The sequence below is a fragment of the Promicromonospora vindobonensis genome (assembly GCF_042685865.1).
GTDB classification, from domain to species: Bacteria; Actinomycetota; Actinomycetes; order Actinomycetales; family Cellulomonadaceae; genus Promicromonospora; species Promicromonospora vindobonensis.
Genome location: NZ_JBHUOG010000002.1, coordinates 2,960,710 through 2,977,549 on the forward strand (window position 1 = coordinate 2,960,710; position 16,840 = coordinate 2,977,549).

11 protein-coding genes are annotated in these 16,840 nt (G+C 73.2%); 6 read left to right on the forward strand and 5 right to left on the reverse strand.

All coding sequences use genetic code 11. The annotated features are described in order from the left end of the window. Positions 1 to 128 precede the first annotated feature (128 nt). Positions 129 to 1,049 carry a macrolide 2'-phosphotransferase gene (locus tag ACFS27_RS26490; protein ID WP_377189927.1) on the forward strand — a complete coding sequence of 307 codons (921 nt, stop codon included), beginning with the start codon at positions 129 to 131 and terminating at the stop codon, positions 1,047 to 1,049. 39 nt (positions 1,050 to 1,088) lie between these two features. Here the strand turns inward: ACFS27_RS26490 and ACFS27_RS26495 are convergent, their stop codons facing one another. The 3 genes from ACFS27_RS26495 to ACFS27_RS26505 form a co-directional block, all read right to left on the reverse strand. Further along, positions 1,089 to 4,571, reverse strand: a complete 3,483-nt coding sequence (locus ACFS27_RS26495) for a UvrD-helicase domain-containing protein (RefSeq protein WP_377189930.1) — start codon at positions 4,569 to 4,571, stop codon at positions 1,089 to 1,091. Continuing rightward, a complete protein-coding gene (locus ACFS27_RS26500) occupies positions 4,568 to 7,951 on the reverse strand; it encodes an ATP-dependent helicase (protein WP_377189933.1) in 3,384 nt (1,127 codons plus the stop codon). Before ACFS27_RS26500 ends, ACFS27_RS26495 begins: the two co-directional genes overlap by 4 nt. Positions 7,952 to 8,039: 88 nt before the next feature. Further along, entirely contained in the window at positions 8,040 to 8,969 is a 930-nt protein-coding gene (locus ACFS27_RS26505) for a DUF3152 domain-containing protein (RefSeq protein ID WP_377189935.1), read from the reverse strand. Positions 8,970 to 9,383: 414 nt separating this feature from the next. Between ACFS27_RS26505 and ACFS27_RS26510 the strand changes: the two genes are divergently transcribed. The 3 genes from ACFS27_RS26510 (at position 9,384) to ACFS27_RS26520 (ending at position 12,002) form a co-directional block, all read left to right on the forward strand. After that, positions 9,384 to 9,605 (forward strand): DUF3107 domain-containing protein, encoded by a 222-nt coding sequence (locus ACFS27_RS26510; protein WP_377189938.1) that lies wholly within the window; start codon positions 9,384 to 9,386, stop codon positions 9,603 to 9,605. Between the two features lie 312 nt (positions 9,606 to 9,917). Beyond that, complete coding sequence (locus tag ACFS27_RS26515; RefSeq protein WP_377189941.1) at positions 9,918 to 11,570, forward strand: DEAD/DEAH box helicase; 1,653 nt, start codon at positions 9,918 to 9,920, stop codon at positions 11,568 to 11,570. Between the two features lie 135 nt (positions 11,571 to 11,705). Then, on the forward strand, positions 11,706 to 12,002 hold the full coding sequence (locus ACFS27_RS26520) for a DUF1905 domain-containing protein (protein WP_377189943.1): 297 nt from the start codon (positions 11,706 to 11,708) through the stop codon (positions 12,000 to 12,002). Positions 12,003 to 12,043: 41 nt separating this feature from the next. On the opposite strand, the gene ACFS27_RS26525 is transcribed toward ACFS27_RS26520, so the two are convergent. Beyond that, a complete protein-coding gene (locus ACFS27_RS26525) occupies positions 12,044 to 12,892 on the reverse strand; it encodes a PHP domain-containing protein (RefSeq protein ID WP_377189945.1) in 849 nt (282 codons plus the stop codon). 176 nt (positions 12,893 to 13,068) lie between these two features. Between ACFS27_RS26525 and ACFS27_RS26530 the strand changes: the two genes are divergently transcribed. Together ACFS27_RS26530 and ACFS27_RS26535 are read left to right on the forward strand one after the other, a co-directional pair. Beyond that, positions 13,069 to 13,896, forward strand: a complete 828-nt coding sequence (locus ACFS27_RS26530) for an alpha/beta fold hydrolase (protein WP_377189947.1) — start codon at positions 13,069 to 13,071, stop codon at positions 13,894 to 13,896. A gap of 13 nt (positions 13,897 to 13,909) precedes the next feature. Beyond that, positions 13,910 to 15,445 (forward strand): aminopeptidase P family protein, encoded by a 1,536-nt coding sequence (locus tag ACFS27_RS26535; RefSeq protein WP_377189949.1) that lies wholly within the window; start codon positions 13,910 to 13,912, stop codon positions 15,443 to 15,445. A 99-nt stretch (positions 15,446 to 15,544) separates the two neighbouring features. On the opposite strand, the gene ACFS27_RS26540 is transcribed toward ACFS27_RS26535, so the two are convergent. Continuing rightward, positions 15,545 to 16,669, reverse strand: a complete 1,125-nt coding sequence (locus tag ACFS27_RS26540) for a hypothetical protein (protein WP_377189951.1) — start codon at positions 16,667 to 16,669, stop codon at positions 15,545 to 15,547. Positions 16,670 to 16,840: the final 171 nt, after the last annotated feature.

Consider the following 16,840-nt stretch of genomic DNA (forward strand, 5'->3'; position numbering starts at 1 on the left):
GGGCGACCCTAGTCGCCCGTCGCGACGCCCGATCCGGGCCGGACCGCCGGAGCACCGGGTCCACGCAGGACCTGGGACACACCACCGCCCTGTGCCATGGCGCCGTCGCACTGCAATACGGTGAGCACGTGTCCCGCACGCCCCTCGCTCTCGCCGCCCTCTCGACCGCCGCCGTGCCCGGTCTCGACGCCCAGTCGGTGCGCGTCGGTGAACTTGCCGGCGACTACGACGTCGCCGTCGTCACGGGTCAGGACGACCAGGAATGGGTAGTTCGTGCACCGCGGACCACGGTGGCCGGCGCGGCCCTGGAGGCGGAGATCGAGCTGCTCGACGCACTGCGCCTGTACATCGACACGGGCGTACTCCCGTTCGTCGTGCCGCAGGTCGCCGGCTACGCCCTGCTGCCGGAAGGTGGCCGGGCGGTGGTGCACCGGCGGATCATCGGGAGCAACCTCGACGTCGAGGCGCTGGAGCCCGGCCCCGGCCTGGCCGCCGACCTGGGCCGGGCCATCGCCGCCATCCACGAGCTGCCGATCTCCGTCGTGGAGACGTGCGGTCTGCCCAGCTACACGGCCACCGAGTACCGCGAGCGGCGGCTCACCGAGGTGGACGAGGCCGCGAAGACCGGGCGGGTGCCACCCACGCTCCTGCGCCGCTGGGAGGCGGCGCTCGAGGACGTGTCCCTCTGGAAGTTCAAGCCGGTCGTCGCGCACGGGGACCTGGCTCCCGACCAGCTGCTCGTGGACCGGCAGCGGGTCGTGGCGGTCTCGGGCTGGTCGGAGGCCCGTGTGGCCGACCCCGCCGACGACCTCGCCTGGCTCATCGCCGCCGCCCCGATCGAGGCTGTCGACTCGATCATGGAGGCCTACCAGCTGCGCCGCACCGAGCTGAGCGACTCACGCCTCGCGGAGCGCGCGATGCTCGTGGGCGAGCTGGCCCTCGCACGGTGGCTGCTGCACGGTGTGCGACACCGGCTGCCCGAGGTCGTCGAGGACGCGACCTCGATGCTGGAGGACCTGGACGAGGCGACCCTCGAAGAGGGCGCGTAGGCGTTCCGTCGGCCAGGCTCGCGTGGCCGACGGCGCGCACTACTCGCCCCGGATGAGCGCCTCCAGCTCCGCCTCGTCGAGCAGGCGATCTGGCCGGACCGTGGTGTCGGAGCCCACGTAGTAGAAGGCAGCGCTGACCTGGTCCAGCGGCAGCCCGGTCCAGCGCGACCATGCCAGCCGGTACACGGCGAGCTGGACCTCGCGGGCGGCCCGCGCCGCGGCATCGAGGGGCTCGCGACCCGTCTTCCAGTCCACGACCACCACGGCGTCCGGCCCGTTGGGCGGGTCCCGGAAGACGGCGTCCATGCGGCAGCGCAGCATGACGCCGGCTACCGGCGTCTCGACGTCGACCTCTACCGCCACCGGCGTGCGGGCCGACCACTCGGACCCGAGGAAGGTGTCGCGCAGCTTCTCGAGGTCCGTGTCCTCCGGGAGGTCCTCGTCCTCGGCGCTGGGTAGGTCGTCGACGTCGAGCAGCGTGGCCGACGTGAAGAACTGCTCCACCCACTCGTGGAACCTCGTGCCCCGCCGGGCGTGCACGGTGGGCTGCGTCGGTACGGGGCGGCGCAGCTGCAGCGCGAACGCTTCGCGGTCCGCGGCCAGCCGCACCAGTCCGGACGCCGACACGTGCGCGGGAAAGGCGACCTCCCGGTCCGCGTGCCGGTCGCGCTCGGCCAGGAGCATGCGGGCGAGGTCGACGAGGTCGTGGCCCGCCGCATCGGTGAGGGCACCCTGCGGCGCGGTGAGCGCGTCGGTGGGGAGCCGCATGGCGGCGAGCGCGACCAGACGCTCCTCCGCCGCCTCGTCGACCAGCTCGGCCGTGGCGCGCAGCACGTCCCTGGCGGCCCGTGGCTGGCCGCCTGCCGCGCCCTGGTCGGTCGCGGGCTGGTCGGCTCCGGACTGATCAGCACCGGACTGCTCGGAGCGCCCGTCCTGCGCGGGCCAGACCGCCGTGAGCTCTTCCGCGTTGCGGGGGTTCTCGGCGTCCGGGTCCGGCATGGGTGCCCAGAGGTCGGTCGCGACCAGGCCCGCCTCAGCCAGCTCGGCGAGGAACGGGGAGACGCCGCGCGGGCGGCTCGCGGTGCCCCACCACGAGGCCGTGAGGAAGAGCTCGCGCCGGGCGCGCGTGAACGCCACGTACGCCAGCCGGCGCTCCTCGGCGAGGCGGTGCTCGCCGCAGTCGAGCTTGAACTCGTCCCGCAGCGCGACGAGGTCCTTGGTGTCGGAGGCGTGCTCCCAGTCGAAGGTGGGCAGGTCGTCCGCGTCGCCGCGCAGGTGGTACGGCAGCTCGCCGAGGTCGGACAGCCAGCCCGACGACGACTCCCCCGACCGCGAACCCCTGTCCCACGTGGGAAAGGCTCCGTCGGCCAGGCCAGCCACCGCCACCGCGTCCCACTCCAGGCCCTTGGCGGCGTGCGCGGTGATCACCTGGACGGCGTCCGGGTCGGGCTCGCGCACGGGCATGTCGAGGCCGCGCTCCTTCTCGCCCGCGACGCCGAGCCAGGCGAGGAACGCACCGAGGGTCGCCGTGTCCGACGACTGCGCGAACGACGCGGCAACGTCCCGGAACGCGTCGAGGTGCTCGCGCCCGCGATCACTCACGGCACCCCCCACCCCAGCACCCGCCAGGGCGAGCGCAGTGGCTGCCTCGACGTCGAGCCCGAGCGCGTGCTCCGCCTGGACCACCAGCTCGGGGAGCGAGAGGTACGTGAGGCCGCGCAGGTCGCGCAGCAGCCGGGCCAGCGCGGCCAGCCGCTGGTGGGCGTCCTCGGACAGCACCCGCCCGTCACGGGCCGGCCTTCCTGGCACCGGAAGGTCGTCGAGCGCGTCGATGATCGAGCGGTGGTCGGAGACGTCGCCCTCTACCACTCGGGGATCCTCGTCCGCACCTCCGTCGGCAGCCTCCGCACCGTCGCTCACCGGGGCGGCGGCAGCCGCCGCCCGGCGCGGGTCGTCCATCCGCGCCAGGTCCGCCGCCCAGGAACCCAGCGCGTGCAGGTCCGCGGCGCCGAGGTTGAGGCGCGGGCCGGTGAGCAGGCGCAGCAGCGAGTCACCACGGGACGGGTCGTGGGCCGCCTGGAGCAGCGCGACGACGTCGACCACCTCTGGCGTGGACAGCAGGCCACCCAGGCCCACCACCTCGACCGGGAGTCCGCGGCGGCGCAGCGCCACCTCGATGGTGGCGAACTGGGCCCGCGCCCGGCAGAGGACCGCCGCGGTGGACCGGCCGTCCGGGTGCGCACCCGAGCGCCAGCGCGCCGCCACCCACTCGGCGACGGCGTCGGCCTCCTCCTCCAGGGTGGCGGCGACGTGCGCGGACACCACGCCCTCGCCCGCTCCTGGGCGCAGGTCCAGCGGGGGTACCAGGACGTTCATACCGGCACCAACGTTCGTGCCGGCGCCCGTCCGCGAGCGCAGCGGGCCGGACACGACGTTGGCGGCGGAGAGCACCGCGGCATCGTTGCGCCAGGACGTCGAGAGGTAGTGGACGGCTGCAGGGACGCCGTCGTCGCGCTGGAAGCGGCCGGGGAAGCGGGCGAGGCCCGCCGCGGAGGCGCCGCGCCACCCGTAGATGGACTGGTGGGGGTCGCCGACGGCGGTCACGGGATGCCCGCCGCCGAAGAGGCCGGACAGGAGCTCGACCTGGGCGTAGGACGTGTCCTGGTACTCGTCGAGCAGGACCACCTCGAACCGGGCGCGCTCGGCGGCTCCCACGAGAGGCACCTCGCGGGCGAGCTGTGCGGCGAACGCCACCTGGTCGCCGAAGTCGAGGGCCTCGGCGATGCGCTTGCGGCGCCGGTACTCGACGACGAGGTCCACGAACCGTGCCCGTTCGGCGACCGAGCCGATGAGCTTGTCGACGTCCTTCGTGCGCTTCTTCTGCCGTGGCGCGAGCGGGACGGACTCGAGGTGCTCGGCCATCTCGGTGAGCCGGTCGCGGGCATCGGCCGGGTCGACGAGGTGCTCGCCGAGCGCGCCGGACAGCGCGACGACGGCACCTGTGACGGTGCTGACCGCCTTGTCGGTGCCGAGGTCCTCGTCCCAGGACTCCACGACCTGGGAGGCGAGCTGCCACTGCTCGGCCTGGCCGAGGAGGCGGGCGCTGGGCTCGACGCCGAGACGCAGGCCGTGGTCGGCGACCAGGGAAGCGGCGTAGGCGTTGTAGGTGGCGACGGTGGGCCGGTCGAGGTCCAGGCCGGCCAGCGCCTCGCCCGACTCCTCACCGAGCGCCCGGTTGAGCTGCGCGAGCCGGGTCTGGACGCGCTGGGTGAGCTCGCCGGCGGCCTTGCGCGTGAACGTGAGTCCGAGCACCTGCTCGGGCTGGACCAGCTTGTTGGCGATGAGCCAGACGACGCGCGCGGCCATGGTCTCGGTCTTGCCCGAGCCAGCGCCTGCTACGACGAGCGCCGGCTCGAGGGGTGACTCGATGACGCGGACCTGCTCGTCGGTGGGTTCGTGACGGCCGAGCAGCCGTGCGATCGCTCGCGCGGACAACCGGATCTCCGGCTCGTGCCCGGTCACTCGACCACCTTCCGTCCTTCTGGCTGCAGCGGGCAGGATCGCCGCACCGGACACATCTCGCAGAGATCGTTGTTCTTCGCCGCGAACCGAGCGGCGGCCATCGTGTCGGCGGCACCCTCGACGGTGTCGCGCGCCCAGCTGTTGCCGTCGGGGTCCGGGACCAGGGCCGGCTGGTTCCGCACGCTCGCCGTCACCGTCTCGGTGCCGACGTAGACGAGGCTCGCGCCCTTGCTGACGGTGCCCTCCGGCAGGTCGAGCGCTCCCTGCTCCACCGCGAGCTGGTACGCACCGAGCTGCGGGTTCTCGGCCGCCTTGTCCTTGCTGGCCGCGGACTTGCCGGTCTTGAGGTCGGCAACCGTCACGGCGCCCTCCCCCGCGTCCTCGACGCGGTCGACCTGGCCGCGCAGCCGTGCGCGCCCCACCTCCAGGTCGAAGTCGGCCTCGACGAGGAGCGGCTCTCCCGAGTCGGCAAGGTAGCCCGCCAGCCGCTCCACCATGCGCTCGGCACGCTTGCGAAGCTGTAGCGACGGCCACCCGTCGGGCAGCGCGAGCTCCGGCCAGCGCCGGTCCAGCTCCTTCTTCAGGTCGGCGAGCGAACCCTTGGGGTGGCTCTGCGCTATCGAGTGCAGCAGCGTACCGAGCGTCTGGTGCGTGTCGTCCGGCTTGGTACCGCCCGCCGCCTCGAACGCCCAGCGCAGGGCACACGTGGTCACCGTCTCGACCTTCGACGGCGACACCGTCACAGTGTCCTGGGCCCCCCACAGCGGCACCTCGCTCGACACCCCTGCCACGCCGTACCAGGTGCTCGGTTCCGCCTCCGCGACCCCTGCGGCCGAGAGGTCTGCGAGGAGTGCGGCGGCGGGCTGGTTGCCCGGCACCGACAGTGCGGCCGCCCGCACCAGGTCCGAGCGGGCCGCGGCCACCACGCCACGCAGGTCCAGCGGCGGGCCGACCGGCACCCGCCGCGGGTCGGGCCCGTCGCCGCCGTCGTCCCGCGGGGACACCAGGTCGCAGAAGACGCTGGGGGCCTCCTCCGTGTCTTCGACCGCGGTGACCAGGAGGCGCCGCCGGGCACGGGAGACCGCCACCGCGAAGGCACGCAGCTCGTCCGTGAGGACCTGGCGCCGGGCCTCCGCACCGACCACCCGACCGTCCTCCGACCGGCCGGCGATGAGCTCGACGAGAGCCTGTGAGCCGAGCAGGGAGTCACGCAGGCGGAGGTCGGGCCAGACGCCGTCCTGCACACCGGCGACGACCACGACGTCCCACTCCCGCCCTGCGGCGCCCGGGGGCGTCAGTGCCTCCACCGCTCCCGCACCCTGGGCGGACGCGGCCAGGGAGTCGGCGGGGAGGTCCTGCGACGCGAGGTAGTCGACGAACGCGGCGACCGGCGCACCCGGCATCCGGTCCACGAACGTCTCGGCAGCGCGGAACAGGGCGAGCACGGCGTCGAGGTCGCGGTCGGCCCGCAGGCCCGCCGGGCCACCGGTGAGGGCGGCGGCACTCCACCGCTCGGCCAGACCGGTCGCCGCCCACACGGCCCAGAGCACCGTCTGCGCCGTGGCGCCGGGCTCACCGGCGGCCTCACGCCCGGCGGCGAGCACCCGGGCCACCGCGAGCGGCCCGCGTCGCACCTGGGTGGGGAGCAGCGCAGCGCGTGCCGGGTCGGCCAGGACCTCCACCAGCAGCGCGTCCGAGGTGCGGCCGCCGCCGGCCGACAGCTCGTCCGCCCGCAGGGCCCGGCGCAGCCGGCGGAGCGCCACGGCGTCGAGGCCACCGATCGGCGAGATGAGCAGCAATGCCGCTGTCTCGGGGTCCAGCACGGGCCCGTCTCCGTCGAGCTCCTCTGCGATCAGCGCCTCCAGGCTTCCCCTGGGCGCGCCGGCGCAGGTCTTCACGGCCGCCAGCAGCGGCGCCACGGCGGGCTCGTCACGCAGCGGCAGGTCCGACCCGAGCAACGCGACGGGCACCGACGCCGACACCAGCTCGCGTCGCAGCGCCGCGAGCCGCGTGCCGCTGCGGGCGACGACCGCCATCCGTTCCCAGGGCGTGCCCCGCAGCAGGTGCTCGGCGCGCAGCTCGCGCGCGATCCAGGCGGCCTCCTGTGCCGCGCCGGAGAGCACAGCCACCTGGACGGACGGTGCGCCGTCCGCCGGCGCGGCCGCTGCAGCGGGCGCCTTGCCCTCGGGCTCGGCCGGCTCGTCGACGGCCGGCACGTCGACGGACCGCTCGCCGACAGACGGGTCGCTGGCAGACCGCTCATCGGCAGACAGGTCGGCCGTGTACGCCGTCGCGCGCCGATGCAGCGCGCTCGCCGACACCGGGATCCGGTTCGTCACCGCACGGGTGACCGCACGCAGCTCCGACGACTGCCGCCAGACCGTATCCAGCACCACGGTCTCGGCGTCGAAAGCGCCGAAGGCACGGCCAGGGCCGGCCGGCGCGGCGGCCCGGCCGGTGAGGCCCGGTGCGGCGCCGCGGAAGGTCTGGACCGCGGAGTCAGGGTCGGACAGCAGGACCAGGCGCGCACCGTCGTCGTGCAGGACGCGCAGGAGGCGGACGGTCGCGGCCGTTGCCTCCTGGTAGTCGTCCACCACCACCAGGTCCCACGTCGGACGGGCCATGCCAGGCACCTCGTCCGACCAGGAACGCAGGGACTCGGCGGCCTCGTCGATCACGACCGCCGGGTCGTAGCGCGGCCCCGCGTCCGGCGTGGCGAGCCGCAGCGCCATGGTGTCGAGGTACTCCTCGTAGAGCTGCGCCGCCATGACCCACTCGGGGCGATCGTTGGTGCGCCCCATCTCGTCGAGCTCGACCGGGCCGAGGCCCCGCTCGGCGGCACGCATCAGCAGGTCACGCAGTTCCTGGCGGAGTCCGCGCAGACCGAGCGACTCCTCGGGCAGACCCGCCGGCAGCGCGAGCGGCCGCCCTTCCCCCGCCACATGGCCGGCGAGCAGCTCGGCCAGCACCAGGTCCTGCTCGGGGCCGGAGACCAAGGTGGGGGTGGGCTGCTCGAGCGCCGCCGCCCGCTTGTGAAGTACCGCGAACGCGGCCGACGACGCCGTCCGCACCATCGGCGCGCCGACCGTCCGCCCTGCCCGGGCCGCCACCTCGTCCCGCAGGCGTGCCGCCGCACGCCGCGACGACGCGAGGACCAGCACACGCTCCGGCCGCATCCCTGAGTCGAGCGCCCGCACGGCGACCTCGCAGGTCACGGTGGTCTTGCCCGAACCGGGAGCACCGAGAACCAGCGTCGCACGGTGGCTCAGCGCAGCCTCGACGGCGGCCGCCTGGGTGTCGTCGAGCGGTACGGGGACGGCCGCGTCGGGACGGGTCCCTGGCGACGTCAGCCGAGGTACGAGAGCAAGGGTCGGTGTCACGCGGACGATCGAACCACGAGCCACTGACACTCCCCGACGCCCCGCGCGGAGGCGTCACGAATGCCCGGTTCGTCCGCTGAGGGTGTCCTCAACCCGCGTCGGGCGCCGGCCACGGCTCCGGGATGCACCCGCTCGTCGTGGTGGTCTGCTGCACCATGACCGTCGCGTGCTCCCCCTCGCCGGCGCACAGGTCGTGCCGGTACCCGATGACGTGGCCCACCTCGTGGTTCACGAGGTACTGCCGGTAGCGGGCGGTGTTCTCCCACGCCTGGGACCCCTTGGCCCAGCGCTTGAAGTTGAGGACAGCGGTGTCCTCGATGCCGCACGAGAGCTCGCCGATCGTGTCCAGCGGGAGGCAGAGCTCGTCGGTGGTGTCGGGGCTCGCGAGCACGACCCGGGCGTCATAACGCTCCGAGTCGGTCCAGGCGAAGGTGGAGCCGTCGGCCGCATTCCAGCCGCGCGGGTCGTTCAGGGTGGCCAGCACCGCCTCCGCGAACACCTCCGGATCCACCGGCAGCCCCTCCTCGACGGCGATCTGGACCCGCCAGACCTTCCCGTCGGCGGGCGCGGGGCGGGACCCGCTCGCCACGACGAGCTTGCCCGACAGCTTCTGCTCGACGGCGAACTTCGCACCGACCAGGCCGGAACCAGGCTCCGGCGTCGGCCCATCACCGGAGCTGGGGCTGGGACTCGGGCTGGGGCCGGGCGACGGCGGCGTCGACTTCTCGGGGGACGAACCGCCCGCCGACGCCGAGGCCACGGGCTCCGGCAGCCCAGGTGGCTCCGGCTCCGGCAGCCCCTCCGAGCCGGCGGCGGCACCCACCCCGGCCCCCGTGCCCGAGGCGACGTCCGCCTCCGCGGCGGCCTCCGCGGACAGGGCCTGCGCAGGAGGAGCCGTGCGGTTGCCGGACCTGGCGGCCTCGTACACGTTCCGCACGGCCTCGCCCGCCTCGACGCCCAGGCTGTCCTCGACCGCGCCGGCCACGACGGCGGCGGACGCGTCCGGCTCGGTGCTCATGGTCGCCGCGATACCTCCGCCCAGCCCCACCGCAAGGCACAGACCGAGCGCGATCGCCGCGCGCCGGGGGTTCTGAGCGGGGCGGCTGGAGCGCCGAGCCGCGGAGCGACCGACGCCCTCCGACCAGGGACCGGCAGGCACGCCTCCAGTGGCGTGCCTGCCGGCGCGCCGGGGGGAGGACGGACTACTCACGTCGTCCATGGTGCCACGCACACGCCCGCGAGCCCATGCCTGTGTCCACAGGGAGTCCCGCGACCGCGCGCGTCCGTCCGGTCAGGTGGACCACCGTGCGCACATCCTGTCGGCTCACGGCGAAACCGCGGGCCGACGGCGCCGGAGCGTGACTAGGATCGTCAGGCCGGGTCCCCGGACCACCGGGCATCCGGCGCAATCCCCGACCGAACTGGAGTAAACGTGGACGTCACCATCGGTGTGCAGCACCTGCCGCGCGAGGTCGTGGTCGAGACGGACGAGAGCGCGGACGCCGTCGCGACAGCCGTCAAGAAGGCCCTGGCCGGTGGCCCGCTCGAGCTCACCGACTCCCGTGGCCGCCAAGTGATCATTCCCGGCGCCGCGATCGGCTACGTCGAGATCGGCTCCGAGGAGCAGCGCAAGGTCGGCTTCGGCGCGGTCTGAGCGAGTTGTCCCCGACGCCAGGTGGCGGACGGCCCGCCCGCAGGGGCCGTCCGCCACGTGGCGTTCATTACTAACGGGTTAGTTGACGTGTTTCGCTAACCGCACGGAAACATCGTGCGCGTACCATGAAAGGCGTACATCGGTTGCCCGGTCGTCACGTTCCGACCCCCGAGCCTGTGCTTCGGTCTCCGCAGGAGGCCGCCCCGACAGGACGCGCAGCCTGGGTCAATCCCGGCGCGCGATGATTTTCACGATCGGCTGCCGCACGAAGGCGCGATCGCCGGGCCATGAGGGCCCACCGCGCCGCGAGAGATGAAGGCGCCAGTGACTACCACAGACACCCCGGCCGCAAGCGCGGCTACTGACACCAGCCCCGAGCCGATCACCGACTCGGGGCCCGACTACTCCAGCCCGTCCGCCATCCAGGCGCAGAACGTCACGTTCGCGGACTTCGGCGTCCGCCCCGAGATCGTCGCAGCGCTCAACGACTCGGGCATCACCCACCCGTTCCCCATCCAGGCGATGACCCTGCCCGTCGCGATGAGCGGGCACGACATCATCGGCCAGGCGAAGACCGGTACCGGCAAGACGCTGGGCTTCGGCGTTCCGCTGCTGCACCGCGTCGTCGCTCCGGGTGAGCCCGGCTACGACGAGCTCGTCGCCCCCGGGAAGCCGCAGGCCGTCGTCGTGGTCCCCACGCGCGAGCTCGCGGTGCAGGTCGCGAACGACCTGAGCACTGCGTCCTCCCACCGCAACGTCCGGATCGTCCAGGTCTACGGCGGCCGTGCGTACGAGCCGCAGATCGAGGCAATGAAGACCGGTGTCGACGTGGTGGTCGGTACGCCCGGCCGCATGATCGACCTGCTCAACCAGGGCCACCTGACGCTGCTCCGCGCGGCGACGGTCGTGCTCGACGAGGCCGACGAGATGCTCGACCTCGGGTTCCTGCCCGACGTCGAGAAGATCCTGGCCCGCACCCCCGCGCAGCGGCACACCATGCTGTTCAGCGCGACCATGCCCGGCGCGGTGGTGTCCATGGCCCGCCGCTACATGAAGCAGCCCACGCACATCCGGGCCGCCGAGCCGGACGACCAGGGCGCGACCGTCAAGAACATCAAGCAGGTCGTGTACCGGGCCCATGCCCTGGACAAGATCGAGGTGCTGGCCCGCCTCCTCCAGTCCGAGGGCCGCGGCCGCAGCATCGTGTTCGCACGCACCAAGCGAACGGCCGCCAAGGTGGCCGACGAGCTGCAGACCCGCGGCTTCGCCTCCGGCGCCATCCACGGCGACCTGGGTCAGGGCGCCCGCGAGCAGGCGCTGCGCGCGTTCCGCAACAACAAGATCGACGTGCTCGTCGCCACCGACGTCGCCGCCCGCGGCATCGACGTCGACGACGTCACCCACGTGGTGAACTACCAGTGCCCCGAGGACGAGCGGATCTACCTGCACCGCGTGGGCCGTACGGGCCGCGCAGGCAACACCGGTACCGCCGTCACCTTCGTGGACTGGGACGACGTGCCGCGCTGGTCGCTCATCGACAAGGCGCTCGAGGTCGGGTTCCCCGAGCCGGTCGAGACGTACTCCACGTCGCCGCACCTGTTCGCCGACCTGAACATCCCCGAGGGCACGAAGGGCCGCCTGCCGCGGTCCGCGCAGCACCTCGCGGGGCTGGACGCCGAGGACGTCGAGGACCTGGGCGAGACCGGCAAGCGCAACAGCGCTCCGCGCTCCGGCGGCGGACGCTCCGGCGCCCCTCGCTCCTCGAGCGCCCCTCGCTCCGGCGGGCGGCAGGGCGGCTCGCACAGCGAGCCGCGCACCACCACCCGGCACGACGGCGGTGCCCCGGCCGCCAGCAGCACCGCCTCGGGTGAGCACCCGGCGCCGAGCGGCGACGACGAGGCCGGCCAGCGCCGCCGTCGGAGCCGCAGCCGCCGCCGCACGCGTGGCGGCCAGGCACAGGACTGACACCTGCGGCTGACCAGCCGTGGTGACGAGTTCGGTCGGACGGGATGAGATCGGTCGGTTGATTGACCGATCTCATCCCGTCCGACCGAACTCGTTGGGGCGGTGTGCCTGCGGGTCACGGCGTAGGTTGCTGCCGTGCAGATCGAGTTCACGGCTCCCCTGTGGCAGTGGCAGGTGCGTACCGACTCCTGGTGGTTCGTCACCGTGCCGCCAGAGCATTCCGACGAGCTGGCCGACCTCCCGTTGCCCCCGCGCGGGTTCGGCTCGATCCGGGTGCGTGTGACGGTCGGGAAGACCACCTGGACCACGTCCGTCTTCCCCAGCGACCGCGACGGCGGCTATGTGCTGCCCATGAAGAAGAAGGTGCGGCAGGCGGAGGACCTGACTCCGGAGCGGCCGGTGACGGTGGTCCTGGAGACCATCGACATCTGAGGAGCCCGCCGTGCTCCGGGCGGAACCCGTCGACCATCAGGTCACCTGAGTACTTCGAGCGCTCCCTGCGCGGCGATCGCCTCGAGCACGTCCGGCTCGGTCGTGTTCTCGCCGAGGCGGTTCTTCTTGCCCTGCCCGTGGAAGTCGCTCGAGCCCGTGACCAGCAGGTCCAGCGACTCGGCGATGTCGCGCAGCCGACGGCGCCGGTCCGGGGTGTGGTCGCGGTGGTCGACCTCGAGACCCGCGAGGCCCGCCGCGGCGAGCTCCTCGATGGTCGAGTCGGGCACCACCCGGCCCCGCGCGTCGGCCCCGGGGTGCGCGAAGACCGGCACCCCGCCGGCGGCACGGATCGCCCGGACCGCGACGACGGCGTCGGGCGCATAGTGGCCCACGTAGTACCGGGTGCCTGGACGGAGCATCGTGGCGAACGCCTCGTCCCGGCTGGGCACCACGCCTGCTGCCACCAGCGCGTCCGCGATGTGCGGGCGGCCGATGGTGGTCCCCGACTTCGTCTGGGCGAGCAGGTCTTCCCAGGTGATCGGGTAGTCCTCACCGAGGAGGTCCACCATGCGCCGCGCCCGGGACGTCCGGTCGTCGCGCGTGCGGTCCGTCTCGGTCAGCAGGTCGGGATGCGTCGGGTCGTGCAGGTACGCGAGCAGGTGCACGCCCGTTCCCCACCCGGGGGTGCTGGCGAGCGCCGAGATCTCGGCACCGCGCACCAGGCCGATCTGGTGCCGGCCGGCCGACTCGGCGGCCTCCGGCCAGCCCGACGTCGTGTCGTGGTCGGTGATGGCCAGTGTGGTGACGCCGGCCAGTGCCGCGACCTCCACCAGGCGCGCTGGCGAGTCGGTGCCGTCTGACGCGGTGGAGTGCGTGTGGAGGTCGATCACTCCACCAGCGTAGAGATCCCCCGGCCGGGCCGTGGTCCCGGCGGGGTCGCGGCAGGCGTGAGGTGCGGCACCCCCGCCGGTACCCGACGCGCGGGCAACAAGCCCACACAGCACGTTCACGGGCTGTTCTGCCGTCGTACGCCGCCTGCCCCAGCCGATCGCGCATCATCGAAGGGATGAAGAGCTGCAACCAGAACCCGCAGGACGCTGCCACCAGCGTCGTCTTCGTGCACGGCGTGCGCAGCTCCGGCGCGATCTGGGAGAACCAGCTCGCGCACGTGCGCGCCGCCGGCCACGAGGCCGTCGCCGTCGACCTGCCCGCACACGGCTCGCGCCGGCACGACCGGTTCAGCATGGACGGCGCCTTCGAAGCGCTGGACGACGCCGTCGCCGGCCTCCCGCCGGGACCGGTCGCGATGGTCGGCCTGTCCCTCGGTGGCTACACGTCGCTCGCCTGGGCTGCCCGCCCCGACACCACCGACCGTCTGGTGGGCGTGCTCGCGGCCGGCTGTACCTCGGACCCGAAGGGCAAGCCTCTGCGGCTGTACCGGGACGTCGCCAAGAGCGTGGCGAACGCCGCCTACTTCACGCGCCGCGTGACCGGCCGGGTGGTGCACCCGCGCACCCACCGCGCACGCCTCTCCGTGCCCTCGCTCCGCCCGCTCCGCAGCGCCCCCGGTGGCGCTGACCTGCGACAGGTCGAGATCGCGCCGCACCAGGCCGCAGAGATGTACCGCCCGGCCTGGGACGTCGTCACGGACGCGCTGACCCACCTCGCCGGACGCTCCTCGATCGCCAACGTCCGTGCGGCGCGGGTCCCCCTCTGGTTCGTCAACGGAGCCCGCGACGCGATGCGGATCGAGGAGCAGCGGCACCTCGCCGCGGCACGCGACGGATCGCTCGTGGTCGTCCCCGGCGCCGGCCACGACGTCAACATGGAGGCGCCGTCGATCTTCAACCGCGTGCTCACCAGGGCGCTTGCGGACTTCCGGCGGCGTGCGTGAAACACTGGGGCGCATGAGCGAGCCCACCACCACTTCGCAGCCTGACGAGCAGGGAACCGCTGACCGCGGGTCCAACCGTTCACACCGTCCCGCCTCCACCGCGTTCAAGAACTTCGTGATGTCGCAGTGGGCCCCGCGCGCCGAGCTGGGCCTGACGGCGTCGCCCGCCGCGCCGTACACGGTCTCGCGGCGGACCGCGCTCTCCGAGCGCCTGCCCGGCGTGCGCCTCGTGATCCCGGCGGGCTCGCTCAAGACCCGATCCAACGACACCGACTACCGGTTCCGGCCGCACTCGGCGTTCGCGCACCTCACGGGGCTGGGCACCGACCGCGAGCCGGACGCCGTCCTGGTCCTGCACCCGGTCGAGAACGGCTCCGGCGACCACGGCGCGAACCATCACGCGGTGCTGTACGTGCGCCCCCTCGCGCCGCGCGACAACGAGGAGTTCTACGCCGACGCCCGCTACGGCGAGTTCTGGGTCGGCGCCCGCCCGTCGCTGGCCGACGTCGAGGCGCTCACCGGCATCGAGGCCCGGCACATCGACGAGCTGGGCGACGCCCTGGCGAAGGACGTCGGCGACGGCGGTGTGCACCTCCTCGTGGTCACCGGCGCCGACGACGCGATCGAGGCGCTCGTCGAGGAGCTGCGCCTCGAGGCCGGCGAGGACGAGGACGCGCTGACCGACGAGACGCTCGTCGAGGCGACCTCCGAGCTGCGCCTGATCAAGGACGAGTACGAGATCGAGCAGATGCGCGAGGCGGTGGCGCGCACCATCGAGGGCTTCGAGGCCGTCGTCCGCGCACTGCCCGCTGCGAAGGAGCACCGCCGCGGCGAGCGCGTCGTGGAGACCACCTTCGACGGGCACGCCCGTCTCGAGGGCAACGCGGTGGGCTACGAGACGATCGCGGCCTCGGGCGAGCACGCCACGACGCTGCACTGGATCCGGAACGACGGCGAGGTCCGTGCCGGCGACGTCCTGCTGCTCGACGGCGGCGTCGAGGTCGACTCGCTCTACACGGCCGACGTGACGCGCTCCCTGCCCGTCGACGGCGAGTACAGCGACGTGCAGCGCAAGATCTACCAGGCGGTGCTCGACGCGGCCGACGCGGCGTTCGCCGTCACCAAGCCGGGGGTCAAGTTCCGCGACGTCCACGCTGCGGCCATGGAGGTCATCGCGGCCCGCCTCGAGGAGTGGGGCTTCCTGCCCGACGGCGTCACCGCCGCCGACGCCCTGGCCGACGACGGTCAGCAGCACCGCCGCTGGATGGTGCACGGCACCTCGCACCACCTGGGCCTCGATGTCCACGACTGCGCTCAGGCCCGTCGCGAGCTCTACCTGGACGGTGTCCTGGAGCCGGGCATGGTGTTCACCATCGAGCCGGGCCTGTACTTCAAGGCCGACGACCTCGCCGTGCCCGAGGAGTTCCGCGGCATCGGCGTGCGCATCGAGGACGACGTGCTGGTCACCGCCGATGGCAACGAGAACCTCTCTGCGGCGCTCCCCCGCCGCCCGGAGGACGTAGAGGCCTGGATGGCGTCGCTGCGCTGAGCCCTTGTGGCATGGAAGTGAGTTCGGTCGGATGGGATGAGATCGGTCGGTTGACTGACCGATCTCATCCCATCCGACCGAACTCATGGGCGCTACGGGTCAGGTTGGGGGCAGGCGGGGGTCCATCCGGGCCGCCGCGACGATCTGCCGGGGCAGATGCTGGGTAAACCTGGCGAGCATCGCCGCGACGTCGCTCTTGTCGGAGGCGCTGGCCCGCTCGAGGGCGACACCGGACCGGCGGATGGCATCGGCACGGTCCTTCTCGTTCAGGTACTCCTGAGCAGGGTCGTGTCCGCGGCGAACGCCGTCAGGCCGGTACTTGACCCGGCCGTCGAACTCGATGCCGAGCGCCCACTGCTCGTACCCGAGGTCGGTGTGAAAGGTCCCGACGTCGGTACGGACCGGCATCTGAGCGGTCGGCCGGGGCAGGCCGGCCCGCAGCAGCTCGTACCGGACCCAGGTCTCCCAGGCCGACTGTGCTCCCGCCTCGGCCAGCTCGATCACCAGCCGCGCTCGCTGCTTGCCCCGGTGCCCGGGCTGGGCATCGAGAATCTCGAACAGGACCGCTCGTTCGACGCCAAGGGCCAGCGCGGAGTCGGCGATGACCAGCGCCTCCAGCGGGTGCATGGTGCGCGCGCAGTCGACGACGGCGCGGGCGAGCGAGGTGACCGGCAGCCCCGCCGCGACGTCGACCTCCTCGGGCGTCAGGGTCCAGGAGTGTCGCGCGACGTCGTCCGACGCGTGACCTGACGCGCGATAGCGCTGGTAGAGGTGGGTGTTCCTCGGCGCGGTCCAGACGAGGCACCCGTGGAGCAGCGCGGCGGTCGAGTGGCTGAACACGTGCTCGGCCCTGAGCTGGACGTGGAGCGCAGCAGCGCGGGCAAGAGCCCGCAAGCGCTTCTCGCGCGGGGCGCTGGACGGCCCGTCGACACGGAGATCACCGGGAACGCAGTAGGCGCCACGGCGGACGCGGAGCACATCGCCGGCGCGAGCGGCGGCGGACAGCTTGTTGCGACTCTGCTCGAGCGCGAGCGCGACGGCGGGGATGTCTACCTGGACCATGTACCGACGGTGCCCGACCAGCGGCGTGGCGGGTGCCTCGACGCCGCGGACCTGTGCACGGAGGTCGAACACACAGGTCTGTGGTCGTGCTCGGATCCCTGGGACGTCGCCGAGCGGGTCGGTGGGCGACACATACGCCTTGGCGCGGGAGATGCCGAGCATGACGTCGGTCGGCTGCGCTCCACGGAGGGTGACTTCGGTCGGCTGCCCGCTCCACGGAGGGTGGCTTCGGTCCGATGCACTCCATAGAAGGTGACTTCGGTCCGATGGGATGAGTTCGGTCGGTTGACTGACCGAACTCATCCCATCGGACCGAAGTCACTGCCGGCACCG

What these genes read in the sequence shown, in the direction of transcription:
- ACFS27_RS26505 (WP_377189935.1), bottom strand. Translation starts at nt 8,969, where the DNA reads ATGAGCACCGAGCCGGACGCGTCCGCCGCCGTCGTGGCCGGCGCGGTC.
- ACFS27_RS26515 (WP_377189941.1), top strand. Translation starts at nt 9,918, where the DNA reads ATGAAGGCGCCAGTGACTACCACAGACACCCCGGCCGCAAGCGCGGCT.
- ACFS27_RS26530 (WP_377189947.1), top strand. Translation starts at nt 13,069, where the DNA reads ATGAAGAGCTGCAACCAGAACCCGCAGGACGCTGCCACCAGCGTCGTC.
- ACFS27_RS26540 (WP_377189951.1), bottom strand. Translation starts at nt 16,669, where the DNA reads ATGCTCGGCATCTCCCGCGCCAAGGCGTATGTGTCGCCCACCGACCCG.
- ACFS27_RS26535 (WP_377189949.1), top strand. Translation starts at nt 13,910, where the DNA reads ATGAGCGAGCCCACCACCACTTCGCAGCCTGACGAGCAGGGAACCGCT.